The sequence below is a fragment of the Enterobacter sp. BIDMC92 genome, from assembly GCF_001030225.1.
In the GTDB taxonomy this organism is placed as follows: Bacteria; Pseudomonadota; Gammaproteobacteria; order Enterobacterales; family Enterobacteriaceae; genus Enterobacter; species Enterobacter sichuanensis.
On the sequence record NZ_KQ087598.1, the window covers coordinates 1,258,296 to 1,283,808 of the forward strand.

Here is a 25,513-nt window from a genome sequence, read left to right on the forward strand (position 1 = left end):
CGCTGCTTTTCGCCCGCTTTTTAACCTGCTATAACAAACTCCTTACCTTTCAGGGAGTCATTGCCGTGCCCGAAATTAATCAACATGGTCAAACCGTCAACGATATTGTTCCCGACTGGAAAGGCGCGCGCGTGCTGACCCGCACGCCGCTGTTCGGCCTGTATTGCCGTCTGGAGCCGCTGGATGCCGATCGCCACGCGGCCGATCTTTACGAGGCCTACGCGCTGGGTGACGACAGCGACTGGACATGGCTTGCCAGCACGCAGCCCATGAGTGTGGAAGCCACTGCGCATTGGATCATGGCGAAGGTGATGGACGATGAGCTGGTGCCGTTTGCCGTCATTGATTTACGCACGGAGCGCGCGGTCGGGCTGGTGAGCTATATGGCCAACGAGCGGCTGCTGGGGTCGGTCGAAATCGGTCACGTGACCTGGTCGCGGAAGATGAAAGGCTCCCGCATCGGCACCGAAACGGTATGGCTGCTGCTGAAAAATGCGTTCGAACACGGCTACCGCCGGGTGGAGTGGAAGTGCGATTCGATGAACATCGCCTCGCGCAGGGCGGCGGAGCGGCTGGGGTTTGTCTGGGAAGGGCGGCTGCGGCAGAAGCTGGTGCGCAAGGGGCGTAACCGCGACAGCGATATGCTTTCTATTATTGACGGCGAATGGTCGCAAAGAGACGTGGAACTGCGCGCCTGGCTGGCGGCGGAGAATTTTGACGGGGAAGGGCGGCAGATTACGCGGTTAGAGGCGTTTCGGACGTAATTTTCCCTCATCCCTCACCCACAGGGAATAGGTTGTCACCCTCTCCCTGTGGGCTGAGGGATCCCCAGTAATTTTTTACCGGAAGCGACGAAGGTTGTTTCAGTAAAATGAATAAATTACAGCGATGCCCTGGTCCGGCTGTAAATCGCCGAGGCGTTTCCGTAAGGCCGGGGCGAGGCGCAGGGATGCGCCGAGAGGGCGTGGCCTGCAGGGATGCAGGCTCATGCCCGACCCGATAGCCTGGAGGAATAAGCTGAGGGTACCGCGAAGCGGCGATTTACCGCCGGGAGCCCGGGTAGCCAGGGCGGTGGCGATTGAGCCGCCCTGGCACGTTCACTGGTCATGTTGTTACAGAGTAGCAATGAACATAAAGTGAACGGAATGTCCACCAGAGCCGTATGTTCCCCCTCACCCCAGCCCTCTCCCTCAAGGGAGAGGGGGTCGTCGGGGCAGACATTATTTGGTGGGGAACCCTCAGTCCTGTGGGAGAGGGCCGGGGTGAGGGCATCAGGCATCTCAACGGCGAACCGGTGCCCCGTTCGCCACATAATATGCCGCCGTACTCTTCGCCAGCGGCTCGCGCCCGCGAATGGCGTCGGCAATTTTCTCGCCGATCATTATGGTCGTGGCGTTCAGGTTGCCGGTAATGATTTGCGGCATAATCGACGCATCCACCACCCGTAGCCCTTCCAGCCCGTGAACGCGGCCTTCGCCGTCGACCACCGCCATCTCGTCATAGCCCATTTTGCAGCTCCCGCACGGGTGGAAGGCGGTTTCGGCGTGGTTACGCACGAACTCGTCCAACTGCTCGTCGGTCTGACATTCGATACCGGGACTGATTTCGCGGCCGCGGTATTTGTCCAGCGCCGGTTGGTGCATGATCTCACGGGTGATGCGGATCGCGTCGCGGAACTCCTGCCAGTCCTGCTCGTGTGACATATAGTTGAACAAAATCGCCGGATGCTGGTGCGGATCGCGCGATTTAATACGCACGTGCCCGCGGCTTGGCGAACGCATGGAGCCCACGTGGCACTGGAAGCCGTGCTCTTTTACCGCGTTTGAACCGTTGTAGTTAATGGCTACCGGCAGGAAGTGGTACTGAATGTTCGGCCATTCAAACTCCTCGCGGCTGCGGATAAACCCGCCCGCCTCGAAGTGGTTGCTCGCCCCCACGCCGGTGCCGCCAAACAGCCACTCGGCGCCAATCTTCGGCTGGTTCCACCACTGCAGGGCAGGGTAGAGGGAGACCGGCTCTTTGCATTCGTACTGGAGGTACATCTCCAGGTGATCCTGCAGGTTTTCGCCCACGCCGGGCAGGTCGTGGACCAGCGGAATATCGAACTGCTTCAGCAGGTCCGCGTTGCCCACGCCGGAGCGCTGAAGGATCTGCGGCGAAGCAATCGCGCCTGCACACAGCAGCACCTCTTTTTTCGCCGTCGCTCTGGACGGAATAGTGCTTTCGCCCTCCAGCCACTCGACGCCTGACGCACGTTTGCCGTCAAACAGAATGCGATCGGTCATGGCGTGGGTGCGGATGGTCAGGTTCGGGCGCGGTTTGGCCTGATCGAGATAGCCGCGCGCGGTGCTGGCGCGTCGGCCCTGCGGCGTCACCGTGCGGTCCATCGGGCCGAAGCCTTCCTGCTGGTAGCCGTTGAGGTCGTCGGTGCGCGGATAGCCCGCCTGTACGCCCGCTTCCACCATCGCTTCAAACAGCGGGTTCACGCCCGGTTTGGAGGTGGTGACGCTCACCGGGCCGTCGCCGCCGTGGTAGTCGTTCGGCCCCACGTCGCGGGTTTCTGCCTTGCGGTAGTAGGGCAGGCAGTTGAGATAGCTCCAGTGTTCCAGACCTGGCTCTTTGGCCCAGTTGTCCAGATCCATCGCGTTACCGCGGATGTAGCACATGCCGTTGATCAGCGACGAGCCGCCCAGCCCTTTGCCGCGTCCGCACTCCATGCGGCGGTTGTTCATGTACGGCTCAGGTTCGGTTTCGTACGCCCAGTTGTAGCGCTTGCCCTGCAGCGGAAACGCCAGCGCGGCGGGCATCTGGGTGCGGAAGTCAAAGCGGTAATCCGGGCCGCCCGCCTCAAGCAGCAGGACGGTGGTAGCCGGATCTTCAGTCAGTCGTGTCGCCAGAACGTTGCCGGCAGAGCCGGCTCCGATAATGATGTAGTCAAATTGCAAAAAAACCTCCCGGTTAAAATATGGACTGGAATTTACCCATCTCAACCTGGATGGACTTCACCTGGGTGTAGCTTTGCAGCGTCATCACCCCATTCTCGCGGCCAATGCCGGAGTGTTTGTAGCCGCCAACCGGCATCTCCGCCGGGGATTCCCCCCAGGTGTTGATCCAGCAGATGCCCGCATCGAGCTGATGAATGGCGCCGTGGGCGCGGTTCAGGTCGGCCGTGACGATACCCGCCGCCAGACCGTAGTCGGTGTCGTTGGCGCGGCGGATCGCTTCTTCCTCGGACGCGTAGGTGAGGATGGACATCACCGGGCCGAAGATCTCCTCGCGCACGATGGTCATCTCGTCGGTGCAGTCAGTGAACACGGTCGGGGCTACCCACGCGCCGTTATCAAAACCTTCGCCCTTCAGCACGTCGCCGCCACACAGCACGCGCGCGCCTTCTGCTTTGCCTTTGGCGATGTAGCGCAGCACATTGTCACGGTGCGGGAAGCTGACCAGCGGGCCAAAGTTGGTGCGTTCATCGAACAGATCGCCCGCGCGGATGCGGCCCACGCGCTCAACGATTTTCTGCTCAAACGCCGCCTTAGCCTTTGCGGGGACGAACACGCGGGTGCCGTTGGTGCACACCTGGCCGGAGCTGAAAAAGTTCGCCATCATGGCGATGTCGGCCGCGAGATCGAGATCCGCGTCGTCGAAAATAATCAGCGGAGATTTGCCACCCAGCTCCATCGTCACCTCTTTCAGGGACGAGCCCGCCGCGTTGGCCATCACTTTTTTGCCGCTGGCGACGCCGCCGGTAAAGGAGACTTTAGCGATACCCGGATGTTCAGTCAGGTACTGGCCGGTCTCCGCACCCACGCCCGGCAGGACGTTAAACACGCCGTCCGGCAGACCCGCTTCGGTATAGATTTCGGCAAGTTTCAGGGCGGTAAGCGGGGTCACTTCGCTCGGCTTGAAGATCATCGCGTTACCTGCCGCCAGCGCCGGGGCGGATTTCCACAGGGCGATCTGGATCGGGTAGTTCCACGCGCCGATACCCGCCACTACGCCCAGCGGTTCGCGGCGGGTATAGACGAACGACGTCTCGCGCAGGGGGATCTGGCTGCCTTCCAGCGCCGGGATCAGCCCCGCGTAATACTCCAGCACGTCCGCGCCGGTGACGATGTCCACGGTTGAGGTTTCGGAATACGCTTTACCGGTGTCGAGGGTTTCCAGCTTTGCCAGCTCGTCGTTCCGCTCGCGCAGGATGTCGACGGCGCGACGCAGAACGCGAGAGCGCTCCATCGCAGTCATTGCCGCCCAGATCTTTTGCCCGCGCTTTGCGCTTTCCACGGCGCGGTCCACATCCTCGCGCCCGGCGGCCTGCACGCTTGCCAGGACTTCACCGTTGGCCGGGTTGATGGTCTCGAAGGTGCGACCGCTGGTGGCGGATGTATAACCACCATTGATATAAAGCTGCTGTTCTGCCATTCGGGACATAAATTCTCCTCGGTTATTCGGTCGGTAAATGCTGGCTGATGAAGTGGCTGGTGAGCGACTGGGCCAGATTTTTATCCAGCGGTTTACCGCTCAGGGCGGCGCGCAGCCACAGGCCGTCAATCAGTGCCGCCAGCCCGTAGCCCGCTTCCTGGGCCTGTTCGCGCGGCAGTTCGCGGCGGAACTCGTACACCAGGTTTGAGAGCAGACGGCGGCTGCTCACCTGCTGCAGGCGGTAGAGCATCGGCTGGTGCATGCTGCTCGCCCAGAAGGCCAGCCAGGCCTTCATCGCCGCGCTGCTGACCTGGGTTTCATCAAAGTTACCGCCGACAATCGCCTGCAGGCGCTGCTCCGCGCTGCCGTCCGGCAGGGCATGCAGGCGGCTTAATACCGCGTCGCGCAGCTGGCCGGTGATGTCGCGCATGGTCGCTTCCAGCAGGCCGTTTTTGTCTCTGAAGTAGTGACTGATGATCCCCGTGGAAACGCCTGCGCGACGGGCGATCTGCGCGATCGTCGCGTCATGCATTCCCACTTCATTTATTGCTTCCAGCGTGGCGTTGATCAGTTGCCTGCGCCGGATCGGCTGCATCCCCACTTTGGGCATTATTGCCACTCCATTCATCAGCGTTGGTTAACCATTAAAGCGGTTTTTGATTGGACGTTCAATATAAAATGTGTCTTAATTGTTGCGGATTTGGATTTTAATAGTTACAAAAACAGTGGGGATACTGGATGACAGATCTTTCGCAAAACAGAGAAAAGGACAAAATCAATCCGGTTGTTTTTTATACTTCCGCAGGACTGATTTTGTTGTTTTCCCTGACGACGATCTTCTTTAGCAACTTCTCTGCCGAGTGGATTGGACGCACCCTGAACTGGGTGTCGAAGACCTTCGGCTGGTACTACTTACTGGCGGCGACGCTCTATATCGTCTTTGTGGTCTGCGTGGCCTGTTCGCGTTTCGGCTCCGTGAAGCTCGGGCCCGAGCACTCAAAACCCGAGTTCAGCCTGCTGAGCTGGGCGGCGATGCTGTTTGCCGCAGGTATCGGCATCGATCTGATGTTCTTCTCCGTGGCCGAACCGGTCACGCAATATATGCAGCCGCCGGAAGGGGCGGGGCAGACGATGGAGGCCGCGCGCCAGGCGATGGTCTGGACCCTGTTCCACTACGGCCTGACTGGCTGGTCGATGTATGCCCTGATGGGGATGGCGCTGGGATACTTTAGCTATCGTTATAATTTGCCCCTGACCATCCGCTCCGCGCTGTACCCAATATTCGGGAAAAAAATAAACGGCCCGATTGGCCACAGCGTGGATATTGCAGCGGTGATCGGCACCATCTTCGGGATCGCCACCACGCTGGGGATTGGCGTGGTGCAGCTCAACTATGGGCTGAGCGTGCTGTTTGATATTCCGGATTCGATGGCGGCGAAAGCGGCGCTGATTGCGCTCTCGGTGATTATCGCCACCATTTCGGTGACCTCCGGCGTGGATAAGGGCATCCGCGTGCTCTCCGAGCTGAACGTCGCGCTGGCGCTGGGTCTGATCCTGTTCGTGTTGTTTATGGGCGATACCTCGTTCCTGCTCAATGCCTTAGTGCTGAACGTGGGCGACTACGTAAACCGCTTTATGGGCATGACGCTGAACAGCTTCGCCTTCGACCGCCCGGTAGAGTGGATGAACAACTGGACGCTGTTCTTCTGGGCGTGGTGGGTGGCGTGGTCGCCGTTCGTTGGTCTGTTCCTGGCGCGTATTTCACGTGGCCGCACCATCCGTCAGTTTGTGATGGGCACGCTGATTATCCCGTTCACCTTTACACTGCTGTGGCTGTCGGTGTTTGGTAACAGCGCGCTGCATGAGATTATCCACGGCAACGCGACCTTTGCGCAGGAAGCGATGGCGCACCCGGAGCGCGGCTTCTACAGCCTGCTGGCGCAGTATCCGGCGTTTACCTTTAGCGCGTCCGTGGCGACCATTACCGGCCTGCTGTTCTACGTCACCTCGGCGGATTCCGGCGCGCTGGTGCTGGGCAACTTCACCTCGAAGCTCAAGGACATCAACAGCGACGCGCCAAACTGGCTGCGCATCTTCTGGTCGGTCGCCATCGGCCTGCTGACGCTCGGCATGCTGATGACCAACGGCATTTCCGCCCTGCAGAACACCACGGTGATCATGGGGCTGCCGTTCAGCTTCGTCATTTTCTTCGTGATGGCCGGGCTGTATAAATCTCTCAAAGTGGAAGATTACCGCCGCGTCAGCGCCAGCCGCGACACCGCGCCACGTCCGATGGGGGCGCAGGACAGGCTGAGCTGGAAGAAACGCCTGTCGCGCCTGATGAACTACCCGGGCACGCGCTACACCCGCCAGATGATGGAGACGGTCTGTTTCCCGGCGATGGAGGAGGTGGCGCAGGAGCTGAAACTGCGTGGCGCTTATGTGGAGCTGAAAAACCTGCCGCCGGAAGAGGGGGAAAACCTGGGGCATCTGGATCTGCTGGTGCACATGGGCGACGAGCAGAACTTTGTCTACCAGATCTGGCCGCAGCAGTACTCGGTACCCGGATTCACCTACCGGGCGCGCAGCGGGAAATCGACCTACTACCGGCTTGAGACGTTCCTGCTGGAAGGGAGCCAGGGGAATGATTTGATGGATTACAGCAAGGAGCAGGTGATTACGGACATTCTGGACCAGTATGAACGGCACCTGAACTTTATCCATCTGCACAGGGAAGCGCCGGGGAATAGCGTGATGTTTCCGGATGTTTGAGGCTTGATCTGAAGAACGTACAAAGGCATCGTCGCTGCCCTCATGCCGGGTGGCGGCGATGCCTTACCCGGCCTACAAAACCGGTTTACCGTAGGCCTGATAAGCGAAGCGCCATCAGGCGTTAAATGTGCTATGGGACTGAAGGGCAATATTTTCTTTATTTATATTCACCATTCTGTTTTTCTTTCTGCGCAGGTTTCATCCATGCATCATCATATCTGATATTTCCTTTTACATAGTTCCATTGAATACCACGGAATCGCAGGCCTACTACTTCATGCATGTTAGGCGCAGAACTACCTGGATAGTATACATGTGTAAAATCTAAAGATGAGATTACCACGCTATCAAGCGTAATAGTGTAGATCTCTCTTTCTGCTCCCGCTTCAATAATTTCATAATATTTGATAATTGCTTTTTGCAGGCGTCTTCCTTCGCAAGCGACAACGGCAAGATAAGGACTCACTTTATCTAATTGCTTATGCAGAGTAACCGGACCATGCTGTCTTGTTCCGGTCATATTTCCGGTATGGCTGTCGACGGCTTGTTTTACACTATAGCTGCTGTTCATGATCTCGATTGCACCTTCTCGTCCTGGCATCATACAATCGCCCTGTACGAGCATCCCGTGCTCATCGTAGAGAAGTAGGTAAGCGGGTAGTGACATTATAATCCTCCCAGATTAGTTAGTTGCCCGTCGTTATCGATAAAAAACTCATGTTCATAATCTTCACCATTCAGGCCATAGTTAATTACGTAGGTGTATCCATATTTCCAATTGATATTTATGCAATTGTCAGGGTAGTTAAGATTCAATTGTTGTCTTCCGGAACCCGTCACGATAGTTATATCGTTACCTTCACTAGAATAAATTGTATAGTAATTAAGTTTATCTTTTTTATTTACGCTAAAACAAAGATAATCCCCATTAATGTACGTGGCTCTGGGATGTGGTGCACGTTTGCCTCCTGGACAGCCCGTCAGTAAAATGCATAAACTAAGCAAGGTAATTATTTTTTTCATCCAGGAAAACCTCTCAAAATCGCTTGGTATTTCTGAAGAAGATAATAAATTGTCTCATTTTGGTTAAAATCACGATATTCAAACAAATGCTCATTGTTTTTTAATCCATGGTATTTCAATAACCAATAGTCACTTACTATTGATGCCTGTTGCTCTAAACCATAATGCAATAAATCTGCTTTATCTAAGCTGTATGAATAGTCAGCAATGCCAGAAAATAGTCCCCTGGTTCTGACTAACATTCCTTTTTGTGTCTGCCAGACGTGCATCATTTCATGCATGAATCGATGCTTTTTTCGGAGGCTTTTCTCTAACGAAAAATCCGGTGAATACGTTTCCTCTCTGTACCACATCTCACCATTGGGACTCATCGCTATATCGACAGGCTGGAGATTAAAAGGAAGATAACTTTCCCTGTGCACCCACACCAGATGATAATGGATACTGTAACCATAAAGCGTCTTCGCGAGGGCTATCTCACCGATGGTGAGTTGTCGGATACCGCCTGGGTTAATCGGGGTTCCTGAGGTGGGAATAATGCGTTCATTTACCGGCATCATAAATCCATTTTAATAATGTGGTTATTGGGGTTTTATCCTACTCCTGCCGAAATGGAAAAGAAGATTGATATATTCCTAAAAAGTATTTTTTGCATTGCGAGAAATAAAAGGAGTGAAAGAGTGGCTGAATAAAGATTTTCGATGCCTGACGCGCGTTACAGCAAAGTGATGACTTGATTACCATCAAGTAACCAGTGAAGTGTAAATAGCGTGTTTTCTTTAAAATCCGCCTGTGGGCGGGTCAACGCCAGCGTAAGTGTTCTTTCATCGAGTCGCGTAATACGAGCACAGTCAAAATCCATAAAATTCTTCACCTGCGGAAAGAGCGCCTTAAACAGACTCTCTTTGGCGCTAAACGCCAGCGTCAGCGCCAGCGCGAAAGGGTAGCCCGAACGCATCAGGCACATCGCTTCCTGCGCATCAATAATGCCGTCCTGGATTTCCCGGGCTTCACTGTCTGGAAGTATGGCTTCGCAATCAATACCCACCCTCGCATCGGGATGATGGACGACAACCGCCATTGCCTGCGTGCCGCTGTGGGTGATGCTGCCTGAAATGCCTTCTGGCCAGAGTGGTTCGCCGCTGGGGCCGATGCCGGGAACGGTATGTTCAGGTAAAGCATGCGCGGCGGCGATGCGACCGGCCAGATGCTCTGCTTTGCGTTTGCGTCCGGCGTTTGCAAGTTCAGCGTGATGGGGGAGCCAGAGGAGATCGGCTTCGGTGAAGGTCGTGGGATCGAAGGTGATGTGGTGGACGGTGTGGTTGGCGAGAATGAGCGTGCGGTGGGTGGTGTGCATGGTTTTCCCCTCACCCTGACCCTCTCCCCTGAGGGGAGAGGGAAGGATTGACTTCAGTGCCTTAAAAACGCGTATTCACGCTCATATACCAGGTGCGACCCGGTTCATTATACGTATACGCCCCTGCACCGTACATATACGCGCCGGTGGTGGCGTTACCCGTGGTCTGGGCATTACCCGCACGCCACTGGCGCTTGTCGAAGACGTTATCCACGCCGCCGGTCAGGCTGACGTTTTTGGTCATGTCCCAGGTCGCGCTCAGGCCAACGATGCTGTACGGGCTGACTTCGTCTTTTTCAGAACCGGTCACCGGCTGACCTTTGTAGTTGTACTTCTTCGGCTGCTGCTTGCCGTACCAGGTGAAAGTTGACTGGAGCGACACGTCCTGATGGACCTGCCAGCTCAGGGTCGAGTTCAGCGTGTACTCCGGGATAATCGACAGACGATCGCCGGTCTCCTTGTTCTTGCTCTGCAGCATGTAAGTGATGTTATTGGTCCAGTTAATGGTGTCGCTGACCGGCACGTTCAGGGATCCTTCCAGCCCTTCAACCACCGCTTTCGGCACGTTTTCCCACTGGTAGATATCGGTCTGCACTTTACCGGAGGAGGTGTGACCAATCGGCGCGTAGCCCGCTTCAATCTTGTCGCGGTAGTCGTTGCGGAACCAGGTCACGCCCGCCAGCCAGCCGTCGCGCTTCCACTCCAGACCAATCTCTTTGTTGATGCTGGTTTCGGCCTTCAGATCCTCATTACCCATCATGTAGCAGCCCACACCATCGGAGCTGGCGTAGCAGCCCTGGCCTTTGCTGTAGAGCAGGTAGTTTGGGTTGGTCTGGTACAGGCTCGGCGCTTTGTAGGCGCGCGCGATCCCCATCTTCAGCGTGAAGTTATCCCCCAGACCTTGCGACAGGTTCAGGGACGGGCTCCAGTTGTTGCCGACGATGGTGTGATGGTCGAAGCGCAGCGCCGGGGTCAGCATGGTGCTGTCGGTTAGCTCCATATTGTTCTCGGCGAACAGGGAGAAAATCTCTGCCGAGGTGTACGGACTGCGATCGTTACTCATCCCCGGGATAGTGCCGCCCTGCAGGGTTTGCGTGAAGGAGGTGGAGTCCTTCATGCGCTGCTGGTTCCATTCGGTGCCCAGCGTCAGGTTCTGGTTAACGAGGAAATCAATCGGCAGGTTGATCTCGCTGTGCAACATCACGTCGGCCAGGTCAGTGTCGGTGAATTTATTGCTGTTGAACAGGCCTTCCAGACCTCCCGCCAGCCCTTCGCCCAGGCGGGAGTTGCGGGTGTGCTCGTACTGCGCCCAGTTGCTGGTGGTTATGCCGTTATCCCAGCCGCCGTTCCAGGTAACGGCGAAGTTCTGGCGATAGATACGGTTGGTCTCTTTGCCGTAATTCTTTTTCACCAGCGCGTTGTCGTTGTTGGTGTTCTGAGTATCACCCGCGTAGAGGTTGTTCTGACGGCTGTAACCTGCTTCAAACTCCAGGGACTGCATCGGCGCGAAGTCCCAGCGGACCACTCCGTTAATGTCTTTGTTCTCCACACCTTCCCGGCCAGCCGGCAGGGTATTGGCGTAGGCGCCGGTACGCTCAGACTGGTGACCCTGGTTGATGTCCCACGCGTCGGCTTGCGTTTTGTCCAGGTTACCAAACATGCGGAAGCTGAAATCGCCGCCAAGCGGGCCGCTCAGGCTGAAGTTGGTGCGTTTGGTGGAACCTTCGTCCTTGTGTTCTGGCGCATTCAGGTAGGTGTTCCAGGAGCCATGCCACTGGTCGTCGAACTTTTTGGTGATGATGTTCACCACGCCGCCTGCCGCACCGTTGCCGTAGCGCGCGGCTGCCGGTCCGCGGATCACTTCGATGCGCTCAATCATCTCTGGCGGTACCCAGCCGGTATCGCCGCGGGTATCACGCTCGCCGCGCCAGCCCAGACGGATAGAGTTACGGCTGGTCACCGGCTTGCCATCGATCAGGATCAGGGTGTTTTCCGGCCCCATGCCGCGAATATCAATCTGACGGTTATTCCCGCGCTGGCCGCTGGTGGAGTTCCCGGTCAGGTTCACGCCCGGCATGGTACGGATGATTTCCGCCACGTCGCGCGCGGGCGGGTTTTTACGGATCTCATCGGCGGTGATGGTTGATACCCCCGGTGCCTGCAGGTTCTGCTCGGCGGCGGTAATGACCATGGTGTCTTCGTGCTGCGCGGAGGCGTTGTTATCGTCTGCCAGCGCGGGCAGCGCGGCGCCGTAAATCCCTAAATTGACCAGCAAGGCCAGAGAGTGAATCTTCTTATTCATTGTACGTCCTGCTTTTATGGTTGTTTTATGAGCGCTTCCCACAGCGCGGCCACTACGCTATTGCAAATGCAAATAGTTATCAATAATATTATCAATAAAATTTGCTCTGAAACAAAAAAGACTGTTAAACATGAGGTTATAAGGGTGACGGCGTTAACAACGGGCAGTGAAGCGTGGTGGCAGTCGAAAAACGGGCCTGAATGGACACGGGAAAAAGGGAAATATCGCGTCACGTTCTGGTGGCGTGACCCGGCAGGAACGCAAAGAACGTCACCGATCAAACGCGTCTGGCTCTACGTCACCGGCGTGACCGATCACCACCAGAATGCCCGCCCGCAATCCCTCGAACGCATTCCTGATACCGACGTCTGGCAGTGGCAGGGCGAGTTCACCCCCGCGTGGCGCGGGAGCTACTGTTTTATCCCCTCTGTGAATGAAAACGATTTTGCCGACGCCGTGTTCGCAGGCCAGAAGCCGGACCGCCTGGCGCTGCGCGAAGGCTGGCGAAAACTGCTGCCGCACGCGGTGTCTGACCCGCTAAATCCGCAGAGCTGGCGCGGCGGGCGCGGCCATGCCGTCTCGGCGCTGGAGATGCCGGAAGCACCGGTTCAGCCGGGCTGGCATCATTCCGATACCCCTCACAACGCGCCGGTCTGCATTGAATGGGAAAGCGCGCGCCTGAAAAACCGCCGCCGCGTATGGATTTTTACCACCGGGGACGATAGCCCGGAACGCCCGCTGGCCGTGCTGCTCGACGGTCAGTTCTGGGCCGAAAGCATGCCCGTCTGGCCTGCGCTGGCGTCGCTTACTGCCGGGCGCAAGCTGCCGCCTGCCGTCTACGTGTTGATCGATGCGATCGACATGGCGCATCGCAACAGCGAACTGCCCTGTAACCCCGATTTCTGGCTGGCGGTGCAGGAAGAACTTCTCCCGCTTGTCAAAAAACGCGCGCCGTTCAGCGACCGCGCCGACCGTACGGTGGTGGCGGGCCAAAGCTTTGGCGGACTCTCTTCCCTGTATGCGGGCCTCAACTGGCCGCAGCGTTTTGGCTGCGTGCTCAGCCAGTCCGGCTCCTACTGGTGGCCGCATCGCGGCGGGCAGCAGGAGGGACGCCTTATCGAACAACTCAGAGCGGGGGAGATAACCGCGCGTGGGCTGCGTATTGTCCTGGAGGCCGGGCGCAACGAGCCGCTCATTTTCAATGCGAATCAGGCGATTTACGCCGAACTGCATGCGCAACAGCAGGTTTACTGGCGTCAGGTTGACGGCGGGCACGACGCGCTTTGCTGGCGCGGGGGGCTGACGCAGGGGCTGATAACCCTCTGGCAGCCGCTTATTCAATAACGGAGTCTGTATGGAATTCAGCAATCCTTTCGATAATCCGCAGGGACAGTTCGCCATTTTGCAAAACGACCACGGGCAGTACAGCCTGTGGCCGCAGCAGTGCGAACTGCCGGCAGGGTGGCGTGTGGTGTGCGAGGCACAGTCCCAGGAAGCGTGCCAGCAGTGGCTGGCGGAACGCTGGCAAACGCTGGAACCGTCTCATTTTGCAAAGGGGAACGCATGAACCGTCTTCCTCTCGTCGCCGCCCAGCCGGGTATCTGGATGGCGGAACAGCTGTCCACGTTGCCAAACGCCTGGAGCGTGGCGCATTACACCGAGCTGAAAGGGGATATCGACGCGCCGCTGCTGGCAAAAGCCATTGCGGCAGGCATGATGCAGGCCGATACCCTGCGCACGCGCTTTACGCAAGAGAACGGTGAGGTATGGCAGTGGGTAGATGAAACCTTCATTCTGCCGGAACCGCCCATCGTGCGCGTCGACTCGCATGACGCCGCTATGGCGCTGATGGAGGCCGATCTCAACCAGAACCTGCGCGTTGACAGCGGCCAGCCGCTGGCGTTTCACCAGCTGATTCAGGTGGGGCAGCAGAGCTGGTACTGGTATCAGCGTTATCACCATCTGGTGGTGGATGGCTTCAGTTTCCCGGCCATTACCCGCCAGATTGCCGCAATTTATTCCGCATGGCAAAAGGGCGAACCCACGCCTGAATCTCCGTTCACGCCGTTTGCGGAGGTGGTGGAAGAGTACCAGCGCTATCGCGACAGTGAAGCCTGGCGGCGCGACGGTGCCTTCTGGGCCGAACAGCGCAAGCAGCTGCCTTCGCCGGTCTCGCTCTCTTCCGCGCCACTGCCGGGTCGTGCCGCGACAACGGATATCCTGCGCCTGAAAATCGTAACTGACGGTCGCGCCTTTAGCCGGCTTGTACAGGCGACAGGGCAGGTGCAGCGCGCCGAACTGGCGCTTGCGCTGGTGACGCTGTGGCTAGGGCGCCTCACCGGACGGCTGGACTACGCCGCCGGGTTTATCTTCATGCGCAGGATGGGATCGACCGCGCTGACCGCGACCGGGCCGGTGCTCAACGTCCTGCCGCTGGCGGTGAATATCAATCCGCAGGAAAGCCTGCCCTCGCTGGCGCTGCGCCTGGCAAACCAGCTAAAAAAAATGCGCCGCCACCAGCGCTACGACGCCGAGCAGATCGTGCGCGACAGCGGGAAAGCGGCGGGCGACGAGCCTCTGTTCGGCCCCGTGTTGAACGTGAAGGTGTTCGACTACCGGCTGGAACTCGACGGCGTGGAGGCCATCACCTACACGCTGGCGACCGGCCCGGTGAATGACCTTGAACTGGCGCTGTTCCCGGATGAACAGGGGGGACTCAGTATTGAAATCCTCGCCAGTAAGCTGCGTTATGATGAAGCGACGCTTACCCGTCATGTTGCCCGGCTGAACGCGATGCTCATGCAGTTTGCCGCCAACCCGGACCTGCGCTGTGGCGAGGTGGAGATCGTTTCAGAACAGGAGTACGCACAGCTCGCGCGCATCAACAATACCGGGCTGGCGCTGCCGTCCACTACGCTCGCCGATCTGGTGGCGGAGCAGGCAAGCAACACGCCTGATGCCCCCGCGCTGGCGGATGCGCACATCGAGCTTACCTATCGCCAGATGCGTGAGCAGGTGGTGGCACTGGCAAACCTGCTGCGCGAGCGCGGCGTGAAGCCGGGCGACAGCGTGGCGGTGGCGCTGCCGCGCTCGGTGTTCCTGACGCTGGCCTTGCACGGCATCGTCGAAGCGGGTGCCGCGTGGCTGCCGCTGGACACCGGCTACCCGGACGACCGCCTGCGGATGATGCTGGAGGACGCGAAGCCGTCCCTGCTCATTACCACCGACGAGCAGCGTTCGCGCTTTAGCGATCTGCCGATTCCCTCCTTTAGTTACAACACACTATTACCGATCGCGGATGCTGAACCGCTGCGTCTGGCGAAGCCGGAGCAGACGGCGTACATCATCTTTACCTCCGGCTCGACCGGGCGTCCAAAAGGGGTCATGGTCGGCCATACCGCCATCGTTAACCGCCTGAAGTGGATGCAGGACCATTATCCGCTGGGCGCGGACGATGTGGTGGCGCAGAAAACGCCGTGCAGCTTTGACGTGTCGGTGTGGGAGTTCTGGTGGCCGTTTATCGCCGGGGCGAAGCTGGTGATGGCCGAGCCGGACGTGCACCGCGATCCGCAGGCGATGCAAAGCTTCTTCGCCCACTATGGCGTGACCACTACCCACTTCGTGCCGTCGATGCTGGCGGCGTTTGTCGCCTCGCTGACGCCGGAAAACGTCGGGTGCTGCAACACGCTTAAGCAGGTGTTCTGCAGCGGCGAAGCGCTGCCGACGGCGCTGTGCCGTGAGTGGGAAGCGTTGACCCATGTGCCGCTGCATAACCTCTATGGTCCAACCGAAGCGGCGGTGGACGTCAGCTGGTATCCGGCGTTTGGCCCGGAACTGGCGGCCGTTGAAGGCAACAGCGTGCCGATCGGTTTCCCGGTGTGGAACACGGGGCTGCGCATTCTGGATGCGATGATGCGCCCGGTACCGTTTGGCGTGGCGGGGGATCTGTACCTCACCGGCATCCAGCTGGCGCAGGGGTACCTTGGTCGTCCGGACCTGACCGCCAGCCGCTTTATCGCCGATCCGTTCGCGCCCGGCGAGCGGATGTACCGCACCGGCGACGTGGCCCGCTGGCTGGACAACGGCGCGGTGGAGTATCTGGGCCGCAGCGACGATCAGTTGAAAATTCGCGGCCAGCGCATCGAGCTCGGCGAAATCGACCGGGCGCTGCTGTCGCTGCCGGACGTGGCCCAGGCCGTGGCACACGCCTGCGTGTTCAATCAGGCGGCGGCGACGGGCGGCGATGCGCGCCAACTGGTGGGGTATGTGGTTTCTGAATCGGGTCTGCCGCTGGATCGCGACGCGCTGCTGGCATCACTCAAAGCACAGCTGCCGCCGCATATGGTGCCGGTAGTGGTGCTGCAAATCAGCGCGCTGCCGTTAAGCGCCAACGGCAAGCTCGACCGTAAGGCGCTGCCGCTGCCGGAGCTGACCAGCAAAACATCCGGTCGCGCGCCGGAAAGCGCAACCGAAATCGGCGTCGCGCAGGCGTTTGCCGCGCTGCTGGGCTGCGAGATCAACGATACCGAAGCCGACTTCTTTGCCCTTGGCGGCCACTCGCTGCTTGCGATGCGCCTCGCGGCACAGCTGAGCCGCACGTTTGACCGCAAGGTCACACCGGGGCAGATTATGGTCGCCTCCACGGTCAGCAAGCTCAGCGCGCTGCTGGACTCGTCGATGAGCGACGCGCAGGCGCAGCGTCTGGGGTATGAAACCCTGCTGCCGCTGCGTGAAAGCGACGGTCCAACGCTGTTCTGCTTCCATCCGGCTTCCGGTTTTGCGTGGCAGTTTAGCGTGCTGGCTCGCTATCTTAGCCCGCGCTGGTCCATTACCGGCATTCAGTCACCTCGCCCGGACGGGCCGATGCAGCAGTGTGCGGATCTGGATGAGGTAATCGAACATCACCTGAAAACGTTGCGCGCACAGCAGCCGCAGGGACCGTATTACCTGTTCGGCTATTCCCTTGGCGGCACGCTGGCGCAGGGCATTGCCGCGCGTCTGCGCGCGCAGGGGGAAGCCGTCGCGTTCCTCGGCCTGCTGGATACCTGGCCGCCGGAAACCCAGAACTGGGCAGAGAAAGAGGCGAACGGCCTCGACCCGGCAGTGCTGGCGGAAATCGAGCGCGAGCGACAGGCGTTTATCGCCGCCCAGCACGGACAGGGCTCCAGCGAGCTGTTTAGCGCTATCGAAGGCAACTACGCTGACGCGGTGCGCTTGCTCACCACGGCACACAGCGCGCGCTTCGAGGGTAAAGCGACGCTGTTTGTTGCCGAGCGCACGCGCACGCTGGATCCGCAGCAGGCCTGGTCGCCGTGGGTAGGTGAACTGGAGGTGTATCGCCAGGACTGCGCCCACGTGGACATCATTTCAGCGCAGGCGTTTGAGAAGATAGGACCGGTGTTGAGGGAGATATTGGGGTAGTGAAACTGCCCGGTGGCGCTGCGCTTACCGGGCCTACGGGAGCTGAATGTAGGCCGGGTAAGGCGAAGCCGCCACCCGGCAATTACCGCCGACCTAAAGGCACCACCAGCGGCGTTCCCGCCACTGGATCGTCAATAATCATGCAGCGCATGCCGTAGATCCGCGCGATCAGCTCTGGCGTCACAATCTCCTTCGGCGCGCCCTGCGCCACAATCTCGCCGTCGCGCAGCGCAATCAGATGCGTGGCGTAGCGGCACGCCTGGTTCAAATCATGCAGCACTGCCGCCAGGGTGTACCCCTGCGTGCGGTTCAGCTCGCTCAGCAGCTCCAGCAGGTCAATCTGATGGCTGATATCCAGCCATGTCGTCGGTTCGTCCAGCAGCATGATGGCGGTCTCCTGCGCCAGCACCATCGCGATCCACGCCCGCTGGCGCTGCCCACCGGAGAGAGTGTCCACGCTTTGCTGCGCGAGATCGGTAATCCCGGTCGCCCGCATTGCGCGGTTGACCGCCTCCTCATCCTCTTTACGCCAGCGGGTAAACAGCGGCTGGTGCGGGTAGCGCCCGCGCGAAACCAGCTCCAGCACCGTGATGTCTCCCGGCGTGGTGGCGTTTTGCGCCAGCAATCCGATGCGCCTGGCCACCTCTTTGCTGGGGAAGCGCTGGATCTGCTCGCCGTCGAGGAATACGCTGCCCTCAACGGGCGTCATCAGGCGGCTCAGCGTGCGCAGCAGTGTCGATTTACCGCAGCCGTTCGGGCCGATGATTGCCGTAAAATGGCCGTCCGGGATCGCGACGGTTAAATCACGGGCAATGATTTTTTTGCCGTAGCCGAGGGTGAGGTTTTCGCCGCGCAGGCGGGAGGTGGTATCGGTCATTTCTTGCGTGACTCCTGAACGAGCAAGACGATGAGGTAAATCCCGCCGAGGCTGACGGTCACGACGCCCACCGGCAGTTGATAAGGCATAAACAGCTGCCGGGCGCAGAGATCCGCGGCCAGCAGTAACAGCGCGCCGCACAGTGCCGCCTGAGTTAATCCCCAGCGCGCCGTCCCGCTTAGACGTCGTGCGATATGCGGCGCGATAAGGGCGATAAACGAGATCGGCCCGGCGATGGCGGTGGAGGCTGCGGTCAGCAAGACCGCCACCAGCATCAGCATCAGGCGCGAGCGCTCAACGCCGACACCCAGCGCGCAGGCGCTGTCATCGCCCATCTCCAGCAGGCGCATGCGCCGCACCAGCAGCAGTGCGGCAATAAACATCAGCACAATCAATGGCGCGGCGGGCCAGGTTTTGCCCCAGGTCAGGCCGTTGAGCGAGCCGGCGTACCACAGCCCGGCGGAGAGCGCGGTTTCCAGCGAGGCCTGCAGCAGCAGCCAGGTATTAAACGCCATCAGCATGGCGCGCACGCCGATACCGATGATGATCAGGCGGAAGGTGTCGATACCGTTGCGCCAGGCAAGCGCCCAGATAAGCAGAGACGTGAGAATGCCGCCCGCCATCGCCGTAAAGGTGATGGCCGTCAGGTGCTGACCAAACAGCACCATCGCCACCAGCACGCCGCTCCAGGCGCCGGTATTGAGGCCCATCACGTCCGGGCTGCCGAGCGGGTTGCGCATCAGCGACTGGAATATCGCACCGCTGACGCCGAGCGCCGCGCCCACCAGAATCGCCATCGCCACGCGCGGCAGTCGCCACTCGGTGACCACCAGGGAGAGGTTGCGCGGTGCGCTGCCGAGCAAGGCGTTAAAGACCTGAGTAAAATCGAGCGTGACCGCGCCGCTGCGCAGGCTCCAGACCGCCAGCAGCAGAATGGCGATAAGCAGCAGCGCGACGCTGGTCATTAAACGACGGGACGGGGCCATCATGCGCCACCTCCGCGTTTACGGCGCACAAGGAAGATCAGCACCGGCGCGCCGATAAAGGCGCTGACCACCGAGACGCGCAGCTCGCCGGGCACCAGAAGACGACCCACAACATCGGCCACCAGCAGCAGGGCGGGCGTTGCCAGCAGCGTCACCGGCAGCGACCAGCGGTGATCCGCCCCCACCAGCCAGCGCGCCATGTGCGGCATCATCAGGCCGATAAAGGCTATCGGGCCGACAACCGCCGTCGCGCTGCCGCACAAAACGGTGATGACCAGTAATCCCGTCAGCTGGGTCCGCGCCACGCGGTTGCCGAGCGCGGTGGCGGTGTCGCTCCCGAGACTCAGGCTGTTCAGCGCCCGGCTTAAAAACAGCGCCACGGCGGCGGCGATAACCACCGGGATCGCCACCACTTTTAAGGTGTCCAGCGTGCGGATATCCAGCGAGCCGGCCTGCCAGAAACGCAGCCGATCGTAGACGTCCGGGTTGAGCAGGGCGATGCCGCTGGATAACCCTTCCAGCACCGCGCCGAGCGCCACGCCTGCCAGCGTTAAGCGAACCGGACTCAGCTGGCCGCCGCCCTGGCTGCCGGTAAACGCCACCACCAGCGAGGCGGCCAGCGCGCCGCAGAAGGCCATCACCAGTTGTTCAGATGGCGAGGTCAAACCGAGCAGCGCCGCGCCGAGCACGATGGCAAAGCTGGCTCCGGCGTTAACGCCGAGAATGCCGGGGTCCGCCAGTGGGTTACGGGTGAGGGTTTGCATCAGCGCACCGGCAAGACCGAGTGCGCCACCGGCCAGCAGCCCGGCGAGCGTGCGGGGCAGACGGGCGTCGAGCACGATAACGCAGTCGGCGCTCTGGCAGGTGCCGGTGAGCGCATCAACGATAATGGATGCAGGCAGCGGCTTCGCGCCGACCAGCAGGCTGAGTGCAATCGCCAGAATTAACAGCAGCAATAAAACGGGCACGGCAAGGGCGCGCACCGAAGAAGAGGAAAACGACATAGCAACATCCATGATTTGATAATGATAGTGATTATCGTTATCTATCTTATTTGGCTATGTTAGCATGTGCGCCCATGGAAAGGGTAGAATTACACTCAAGGCTTTGTCATGAATCAAAAATCCTGGCTGCTCAACCTCAGCCTGCTTAAAACACATCCGGCGTATCGCGCTGTGTTTATCGCCCGCTTTATCTCCATTTTGTCCCTCGGCCTGCTCGGCGTGGCCGTGCCGGTACAGATCCAGACCATGACGCACTCCAGCTGGCTGGTGGGCCTTTCGGTCACCTTAACCGGTGGGGCGATGTTTATCGGCCTGATGGTCGGCGGCGTGCTGGCGGACCGCTACGAGCGTAAAAAGCTGATCCTGCTGGCGCGCGGCACCTGCGGGGTGGGGTTCGTCGGGTTGTGTCTGAACGCCATGCTGTCGGAGCCGTCGCTGATGGCCATTTACGCGCTTGGCCTGTGGGACGGTTTCTTTGCCTCGCTAGGCGTGACGGCGTTGCTGGCGGCCACGCCTGCGCTGGTGGGGCGCGAAAACCTGATGCAGGCCGGGGCGATCACGATGCTCACCGTCCGTCTGGGTTCGGTGATTTCGCCTATGGCCGGCGGCCTGCTGCTGGCAACGGGTAACGTGGCCTGGAATTACGGGCTGGCAGCGGCGGGCACGTTTATCACCACACTGACCCTGCTGCGCCTGCCGCTTCTGCCCCCGCCGCCGCAGCCGCGCGAGCATCCGCTGAAATCACTGATGGCGGCTATTCGTTTTCTGTTCAGCAACCCGCTGATCGGCGGGATTGCGCTGCTCGGCGGCCTGCTGACCATGGCAAGCGCGGTGCGCGTGTTGTACCCGGCGCTGGCGGGCGAGTGGCAGATGAGCGCTTCGGAGATAGGCATTCTCTACGCCGCCATTCCGCTCGGCGCGGCGTGCGGTGCGCTGACCAGCGGCAACCTGGCGCAGACCGCGCGTCCGGGATTGATTATGCTGCTTGCCACGCTGGCCTCGTTTATCGCCATTGGCTTCTTCAGCCTGATGCCGGTGTGGGCGCTGGGCGTGATGTGCCTGGTGATTTTCGGCTGGCTGAGCGCTATCAGCTCGCTGTTACAGTACACCCTGATCCAGACCCAGACGCCGGAAGGGATGCTGGGGCGCATTAACGGCCTGTGGACCGCGCAGAACGTGACGGGCGATGCCATTGGTGCGGCGATCCTCGGCGGCCTGGGGACGATAATGACCCCGGTGGCGTCGGCGAGCAGCAGCGGGTTTGTATTAGCCGCTATTGGCGGGATTTTATTGATGTCGTTGGCAGAATTGCGCCGATTCAGGCAGGAGGTTGTGTTTAATAACGGTGCGGCCTGATGCCCTCACCCGGCCCTCTCCCACAGGGAGAGGGAGGGGAAATACCTACTTAAACAATGTATTCAATCTGTCTAACACCAGCATCGCGCTGTAATAGTCCAGACGGAAAGTCTCGGTTCCCAGCGCCCAGACGCGCTTGTTCTTCACCGCTGGCAGATGCGCCAGCAGCGGGTTGGAGTAAATCGCCTCCACGTCTTTCTCGTCGCCGGCAAACACAAACAGCCCTTCGCCGTTGAGCCCCGTCGCCAGGCTTTCACCGCCTAACTGAATAATGTCGTGGCGTTTGCCCTGGCTTTTTGAGGTATGCAGCCCGGCAGGCAAGTCTGCCAGCGTAAAGCCCAGCTGGTGCAAAAGCTTGCCCTGGGCCGATTCCGCGGTCCACAAATTGGCGCTGTGCGCGGCGGCGGTGTAGACGATGGCGTTCACCGGCTGCGGCGGCAGTGTCATCTGCTGCTTTACCTGCGCAAGCTGTTTATCAAATGCGGCAATGCGCCCAGCGGCCTGCTTTTCCTGACCCGTAATAGTACCGAGCTGGGTCAGCAGTTCCTGCCAGCTTTTGTCGTCGTAGTTGATGACAAGCGTCGGGGCGATGGCGGAGAGCTGATCGTACAGCGCCAGCGCGGAATCCCCGCCGGTCGCGCTGATTAAGATCAGGTCCGGCATCTGGGCTGCCACCGCTTCGGCGCTCGGCTCACCGATATACAGCCGTGCGACCTTGCGCTGTTTCGCAATATCCCCCCACTGGCGCAGGAATCCCTGCGCGTCCGCCACGCGGTTGTTGGGCGCGGTTGCACCGCTGGCGACAACCGGGGCGTCAATCGCCAGCAGGGAGCCGGTTAAGGTCACGCTGGTGGAGACAATGCGCGTCGGCTTGCTCTCCAGGGTATGCACGCCGCGGCTGTCCGTCACCTGGCGGGGCCAGTCGGCGGCGGTGGCTGAGGTAAGTCCTAAAACAAAAAGTCCCAATAAAAGCAGGGAAGTACGGTAAACGGCAGGGCATTTCACAGCGCGGTATCCTGTTTTTGTTGAAGATAATGCTTCTCATTTTCAAGGTTGCCGCGCAGGGATGCAAGCTTTTGTCGCACAAGTTATTTGCCCGACGGTTGACAGCGAAGCGATGTGGGATTAGGTTAGCCGACGAAAATATAAATGATAATCATTATTGCTTCTTTTATCATTTTGAGGAGGATGATATGGATACGTCCCTGGCTGAGGAAGTTCAGCACACCGCAAGCACGCTGCAATCAGACCGCTTTTTCTTTATGTCGCCTTACCGCAGCTTTACCACGTCAGGCTGCTTTTCCCGCTTCAATGAGCCCGCCGTCGGCGGCGACGATCCGACGGGTCAGTTCCAGCAAAAATTAGCCCAGGCCTTCCGGAATGCCAAAGCCAGCGGTATCGCTCACCCGGTGATGGTAGGGGCGATCCCGTTCGATACCCGCAAGCCCTCATCGCTGTTTATTCCGCAGCACTGGCAGACCTTTTCCCGTCCTGCACGTCAGCAGTCCGCGCGCTATTTTTCCGGCTCGCAGACGCTGAAGGTGGAACAACGCACCGAGATCCCGCCGCAGCCCGTGTTTGAAGAGATGGTCGCCCGCGCCGCATCGCTCACCGCCACGCCGCAGGTGAACAAAGTGGTGCTGTCGCGCCTGATTGATATCGCGACCGACAGGCCGATGGACAGCGGCGCCCTGATGGAGCGTCTTATCGCCCAGAACCCGGCGAGCTTTAACTTCCATGTACCGCTGGAAGACGGCGGGGTGCTGCTCGGGGCAAGCCCGGAGCTGCTGCTGCGCAAAGAGGGGGCGCACTTTAGTTCGCTGCCGCTGGCTGGCTCGGCGCGCCGCCAGCCGGACGATGTGCTGGATCGTGAAGCGGGCAATAAGCTGCTGGCCTCCGAAAAAGACCGCCATGAGCACGACCTCGTGACCCAGGCGATGAAAGCCATTCTCGCGCCCCGGAGCCATCACCTCAGCATGCCGGACTCTCCGCAGCTGATCACCACGCCGACGCTGTGGCACCTGGCGACGCCCGTGGAAGGCGAGGCGCGCGAAAACGAGAACGCCCTGACCCTGGCCTGCCTGCTGCACCCGACGCCAGCCCTGAGCGGTTTCCCGCATCAGGCGGCAAAAGCGCTGATTGCCGAGCTGGAGCCGTTCGACCGCGAGCTGTTCGGCGGCATCGTCGGCTGGTGCGACAGCGAAGGCAACGGCGAGTGGGTGGTGACCATCCGCTGCGCGCGGCTGCATAAAAATCGCGTTCGCCTGTTTGCCGGTGCGGGCATTGTGCCTGCCTCCTCCCCGGTGGGCGAGTGGCGTGAAACCGGTGTGAAGCTCTCCACCATGCTCAATGTTTTTGGTTTGCACTAAGGAAGACTGATGACCATTCCCTTTACCCGCTGGCCTGAGGCGTTCGCCCGGCGCTACCGAGAAAAAGGCTACTGGCAGGATCTGCCGTTAACCCACATCCTGACCGATCGCGCGGACAGCGATGCGGTAGCGATTATCGACGGCGAACGTCGCGTGACCTACCGCGCGTTTAATCAGGCCGTGAACAACCTGGCCTCAGCGCTTCAGGCGCGCGGGTTGCAGCGCGGCGAGACGGCGCTGGTGCAGCTTGGCAACGTGGCCGAGTTCTACATCACCTTCTTCGCGCTGCTGCAAATTGGCGTCGCGCCGGTCAACGCGCTTTTTAGCCACCAGCGCAGCGAGCTGAACGCCTACGCTGTGCAAATCAAACCCGCCGTGCTGATTGCCGACCGCGACCACGCGCTGTTCGCAGGCGATGATTTCCTCAATGCTTTCGTGGATGAACACCGTTCGGTACGCGTCGTCCTGCTACGCGGTGACAGTGGTGAGCATGCGCTGGAGGAGGCGATCTCCCGCCCGGCGGATAATTTTATTGCCAACCCGACGCCCGCCGATGAAGTGGCCTTCTTCCAGCTTTCCGGCGGCAGCACCGGCACGCCCAAGCTCATCCCGCGCACGCACAACGATTACGACTACAGCATCCGCCGCAGCAACGAAATTTGCGGCATTACTGTCGACACCCGCTACCTCAACGCGTTGCCCGCGGCGCATAACTACGCCATGAGCTCGCCGGGATCGTTAGGGGTCTTTACCGCGGGCGGCTGCGTGGTGCTGGCGAGCGATCCAAGCGCCACGCTCTGCTTCCCGCTGATTGAACAGCATCAGATTACCGTCACCTCGCTGGTTCCTCCGGCGGTCAGCCTGTGGCTGCAGGCCATCGCCGATGGGGCGGGGAACGCGCAGTTGACGTCTCTCAAATTGCTGCAGGTGGGCGGTGCGCGTCTTTCCGCCACGCTCGCGGCGCGTATTCCGGCGGAGATTGGCTGCCAGCTGCAGCAGGTGTTCGGCATGGCGGAAGGGCTGGTGAACTACACCGCCCTCGACGACGCGCCGGAGCGCATCATCAACACGCAGGGCCGCCCGATGTGCCCGGATGATGAAGTGTGGGTCGCGGACGAGCACGGCAACCCGCTTCCGCGCGGGGAAGTCGGTCGTCTGATGACGCGCGGGCCCTATACCTTCCGCGGCTATTTTAACAGCCCGGAACACAACGCCAGCGCCTTCGACGCTGAGGGTTTTTACTGCTCGGGCGATCTGATCGCCATCGATGAGCAGGGCTACATCACCGTGCAGGGGCGTGAGAAAGATCAGATCAACCGCGGCGGCGAGAAGATCGCCGCCGAAGAGATCGAGAACCTGTTGCTGCGCCACGAGGCGGTGATCCACGCCGCGCTGGTGAGCATGGAGGACAGCCTGCTTGGCGAGAAGAGCTGTGCGTATCTGGTGGTGAAACAGCCCCTGCGCGCGGTCGAGGTGCGTCGTTTCCTGCGCGAGCAGGGCGTTGCCGAATTCAAGCTGCCGGACCGCGTGGAGAGCGTGGATGCGCTCCCGCTGACGCCGGTCGGCAAAGTCGATAAGAAACAGTTGCGCCTGTGGCTGGCTGAACGCGCCCGGGGCTGAGGAA

Annotated in this window: 20 protein-coding genes; 8 read left to right on the plus strand and 12 right to left on the minus strand. The window is 60.0% G+C overall.

The window, feature by feature from the left end; genetic code table 11:
• The first annotated feature begins 65 nt into the window (after positions 1–65).
• Positions 66–764 carry a GNAT family N-acetyltransferase gene (locus SP99_RS05675; RefSeq protein WP_047957976.1) on the plus strand — a complete coding sequence of 233 codons (699 nt, stop codon included), beginning with the start codon at positions 66–68 and terminating at the stop codon, positions 762–764.
• A gap of 516 nt (positions 765–1,280) precedes the next feature.
• On the opposite strand, the gene betA is transcribed toward SP99_RS05675, so the two are convergent.
• The 3 genes from betA to betI are packed head-to-tail and all read right to left on the minus strand — an operon-like array spanning position 1,281 to position 5,032.
• Entirely contained in the window at positions 1,281–2,945 is a 1,665-nt protein-coding gene (betA, locus tag SP99_RS05680; RefSeq protein ID WP_045286420.1) for a choline dehydrogenase, read from the minus strand.
• A 13-nt stretch (positions 2,946–2,958) separates the two neighbouring features.
• Entirely contained in the window at positions 2,959–4,431 is a 1,473-nt protein-coding gene (gene betB, locus SP99_RS05685) for a betaine-aldehyde dehydrogenase (protein WP_047957977.1), read from the minus strand.
• Positions 4,432–4,444: 13 nt separating this feature from the next.
• Positions 4,445–5,032 carry a transcriptional regulator BetI gene (gene betI / locus SP99_RS05690; RefSeq protein WP_025759674.1) on the minus strand — a complete coding sequence of 196 codons (588 nt, stop codon included), beginning with the start codon at positions 5,030–5,032 and terminating at the stop codon, positions 4,445–4,447.
• Positions 5,033–5,160: 128 nt separating this feature from the next.
• On the opposite strand from betI, the gene betT reads away from it, so the two are divergent.
• A complete protein-coding gene (betT, locus tag SP99_RS05695) occupies positions 5,161–7,194 on the plus strand; it encodes a choline BCCT transporter BetT (protein WP_025759672.1) in 2,034 nt (677 codons plus the stop codon).
• Between the two features lie 157 nt (positions 7,195–7,351).
• Here betT and SP99_RS05700 read toward each other — a convergent pair whose 3' ends face one another.
• The 5 genes from SP99_RS05700 to SP99_RS05720 form a co-directional block, all read right to left on the minus strand.
• The gene (locus SP99_RS05700; RefSeq protein WP_047957978.1) at positions 7,352–7,861 is read right to left on the minus strand and encodes an Hcp family type VI secretion system effector; all 510 of its coding nucleotides are present in this window, start codon (positions 7,859–7,861) and stop codon (positions 7,352–7,354) included.
• Complete coding sequence (locus SP99_RS05705; protein ID WP_047957979.1) at positions 7,861–8,217, minus strand: putative T6SS immunity periplasmic lipoprotein; 357 nt, start codon at positions 8,215–8,217, stop codon at positions 7,861–7,863. Before SP99_RS05705 ends, SP99_RS05700 begins: the two co-directional genes overlap by 1 nt.
• Entirely contained in the window at positions 8,214–8,774 is a 561-nt protein-coding gene (locus SP99_RS05710) for a hypothetical protein (RefSeq protein WP_047957980.1), read from the minus strand. The genes SP99_RS05705 and SP99_RS05710 overlap by 4 nt, the downstream gene beginning before the upstream one ends.
• Positions 8,775–8,932: 158 nt before the next feature.
• The gene (gene entD, locus SP99_RS05715; RefSeq protein WP_047957981.1) at positions 8,933–9,574 is read right to left on the minus strand and encodes an enterobactin synthase subunit EntD; all 642 of its coding nucleotides are present in this window, start codon (positions 9,572–9,574) and stop codon (positions 8,933–8,935) included.
• 61 nt (positions 9,575–9,635) lie between these two features.
• Positions 9,636–11,876 carry a TonB-dependent siderophore receptor gene (locus SP99_RS05720; RefSeq protein ID WP_047957982.1) on the minus strand — a complete coding sequence of 747 codons (2,241 nt, stop codon included), beginning with the start codon at positions 11,874–11,876 and terminating at the stop codon, positions 9,636–9,638.
• A 144-nt stretch (positions 11,877–12,020) separates the two neighbouring features.
• Between SP99_RS05720 and fes the strand changes: the two genes are divergently transcribed.
• Genes fes through entF form a run of 3 tightly spaced genes read left to right on the plus strand, consistent with a single transcriptional unit; the run spans position 12,021 to position 17,297 of the window.
• Positions 12,021–13,220, plus strand: coding sequence for an enterochelin esterase (fes, locus tag SP99_RS05725; protein ID WP_047957983.1), 1,200 nt, complete (start codon positions 12,021–12,023; stop codon positions 13,218–13,220).
• 10 nt (positions 13,221–13,230) lie between these two features.
• Positions 13,231–13,443, plus strand: a complete 213-nt coding sequence (locus SP99_RS05730; RefSeq protein ID WP_047957984.1) for an MbtH family protein — start codon at positions 13,231–13,233, stop codon at positions 13,441–13,443.
• Positions 13,440–17,297, plus strand: a complete 3,858-nt coding sequence (entF, locus tag SP99_RS05735) for an enterobactin non-ribosomal peptide synthetase EntF (RefSeq protein WP_047957985.1) — start codon at positions 13,440–13,442, stop codon at positions 17,295–17,297. The genes SP99_RS05730 and entF overlap by 4 nt, the downstream gene beginning before the upstream one ends.
• Before the next feature lie 82 nt (positions 17,298–17,379).
• Here the strand turns inward: entF and fepC are convergent, their stop codons facing one another.
• The 3 genes from fepC to fepD are packed head-to-tail and all read right to left on the minus strand — an operon-like array spanning position 17,380 to position 20,164.
• Positions 17,380–18,174 carry an iron-enterobactin ABC transporter ATP-binding protein gene (gene fepC, locus SP99_RS05740; protein WP_047957986.1) on the minus strand — a complete coding sequence of 265 codons (795 nt, stop codon included), beginning with the start codon at positions 18,172–18,174 and terminating at the stop codon, positions 17,380–17,382.
• Positions 18,171–19,163, minus strand: coding sequence for an iron-enterobactin ABC transporter permease (gene fepG / locus SP99_RS05745; protein ID WP_047957987.1), 993 nt, complete (start codon positions 19,161–19,163; stop codon positions 18,171–18,173). The genes fepC and fepG overlap by 4 nt, the downstream gene beginning before the upstream one ends.
• A complete protein-coding gene (fepD, locus tag SP99_RS05750) occupies positions 19,160–20,164 on the minus strand; it encodes a Fe(3+)-siderophore ABC transporter permease (protein WP_047957988.1) in 1,005 nt (334 codons plus the stop codon). Before fepD ends, fepG begins: the two co-directional genes overlap by 4 nt.
• Positions 20,165–20,272: 108 nt before the next feature.
• Here fepD and entS point away from each other — a divergent pair, with 108 nt between their 5' ends.
• Positions 20,273–21,520, plus strand: coding sequence for an enterobactin transporter EntS (gene entS / locus SP99_RS05755; protein ID WP_047957989.1), 1,248 nt, complete (start codon positions 20,273–20,275; stop codon positions 21,518–21,520).
• Positions 21,521–21,565: 45 nt separating this feature from the next.
• Here the strand turns inward: entS and fepB are convergent, their stop codons facing one another.
• Complete coding sequence (gene fepB, locus SP99_RS05760; protein WP_047957990.1) at positions 21,566–22,525, minus strand: Fe2+-enterobactin ABC transporter substrate-binding protein; 960 nt, start codon at positions 22,523–22,525, stop codon at positions 21,566–21,568.
• Between the two features lie 188 nt (positions 22,526–22,713).
• Between fepB and entC the strand changes: the two genes are divergently transcribed.
• Both entC and entE read left to right on the plus strand, forming a co-directional pair.
• The gene (gene entC, locus SP99_RS05765) at positions 22,714–23,889 is read left to right on the plus strand and encodes an isochorismate synthase EntC (protein ID WP_047957991.1); all 1,176 of its coding nucleotides are present in this window, start codon (positions 22,714–22,716) and stop codon (positions 23,887–23,889) included.
• 9 nt (positions 23,890–23,898) lie between these two features.
• A complete protein-coding gene (gene entE, locus SP99_RS05770; protein ID WP_047957992.1) occupies positions 23,899–25,509 on the plus strand; it encodes a (2,3-dihydroxybenzoyl)adenylate synthase EntE in 1,611 nt (536 codons plus the stop codon).
• Positions 25,510–25,513: the final 4 nt, after the last annotated feature.

Coding starts and splice junctions, on each gene's coding strand:
- betB (WP_047957977.1), bottom strand. CDS start 4,431: ATGTCCCGAATGGCAGAACAGCAGCTTTATATCAATGGTGGTTATACA.
- betI (WP_025759674.1), bottom strand. CDS start 5,032: ATGCCCAAAGTGGGGATGCAGCCGATCCGGCGCAGGCAACTGATCAAC.
- betT (WP_025759672.1), top strand. CDS start 5,161: ATGACAGATCTTTCGCAAAACAGAGAAAAGGACAAAATCAATCCGGTT.
- SP99_RS05700 (WP_047957978.1), bottom strand. CDS start 7,861: ATGTCACTACCCGCTTACCTACTTCTCTACGATGAGCACGGGATGCTC.
- SP99_RS05705 (WP_047957979.1), bottom strand. CDS start 8,217: ATGAAAAAAATAATTACCTTGCTTAGTTTATGCATTTTACTGACGGGC.
- SP99_RS05710 (WP_047957980.1), bottom strand. CDS start 8,774: ATGCCGGTAAATGAACGCATTATTCCCACCTCAGGAACCCCGATTAAC.
- entD (WP_047957981.1), bottom strand. CDS start 9,574: ATGCACACCACCCACCGCACGCTCATTCTCGCCAACCACACCGTCCAC.
- SP99_RS05720 (WP_047957982.1), bottom strand. CDS start 11,876: ATGAATAAGAAGATTCACTCTCTGGCCTTGCTGGTCAATTTAGGGATT.
- SP99_RS05730 (WP_047957984.1), top strand. CDS start 13,231: ATGGAATTCAGCAATCCTTTCGATAATCCGCAGGGACAGTTCGCCATT.
- entF (WP_047957985.1), top strand. CDS start 13,440: ATGAACCGTCTTCCTCTCGTCGCCGCCCAGCCGGGTATCTGGATGGCG.
- fepC (WP_047957986.1), bottom strand. CDS start 18,174: ATGACCGATACCACCTCCCGCCTGCGCGGCGAAAACCTCACCCTCGGC.
- fepG (WP_047957987.1), bottom strand. CDS start 19,163: ATGATGGCCCCGTCCCGTCGTTTAATGACCAGCGTCGCGCTGCTGCTT.
- fepD (WP_047957988.1), bottom strand. CDS start 20,164: ATGTCGTTTTCCTCTTCTTCGGTGCGCGCCCTTGCCGTGCCCGTTTTA.
- entS (WP_047957989.1), top strand. CDS start 20,273: ATGAATCAAAAATCCTGGCTGCTCAACCTCAGCCTGCTTAAAACACAT.
- entC (WP_047957991.1), top strand. CDS start 22,714: ATGGATACGTCCCTGGCTGAGGAAGTTCAGCACACCGCAAGCACGCTG.
- entE (WP_047957992.1), top strand. CDS start 23,899: ATGACCATTCCCTTTACCCGCTGGCCTGAGGCGTTCGCCCGGCGCTAC.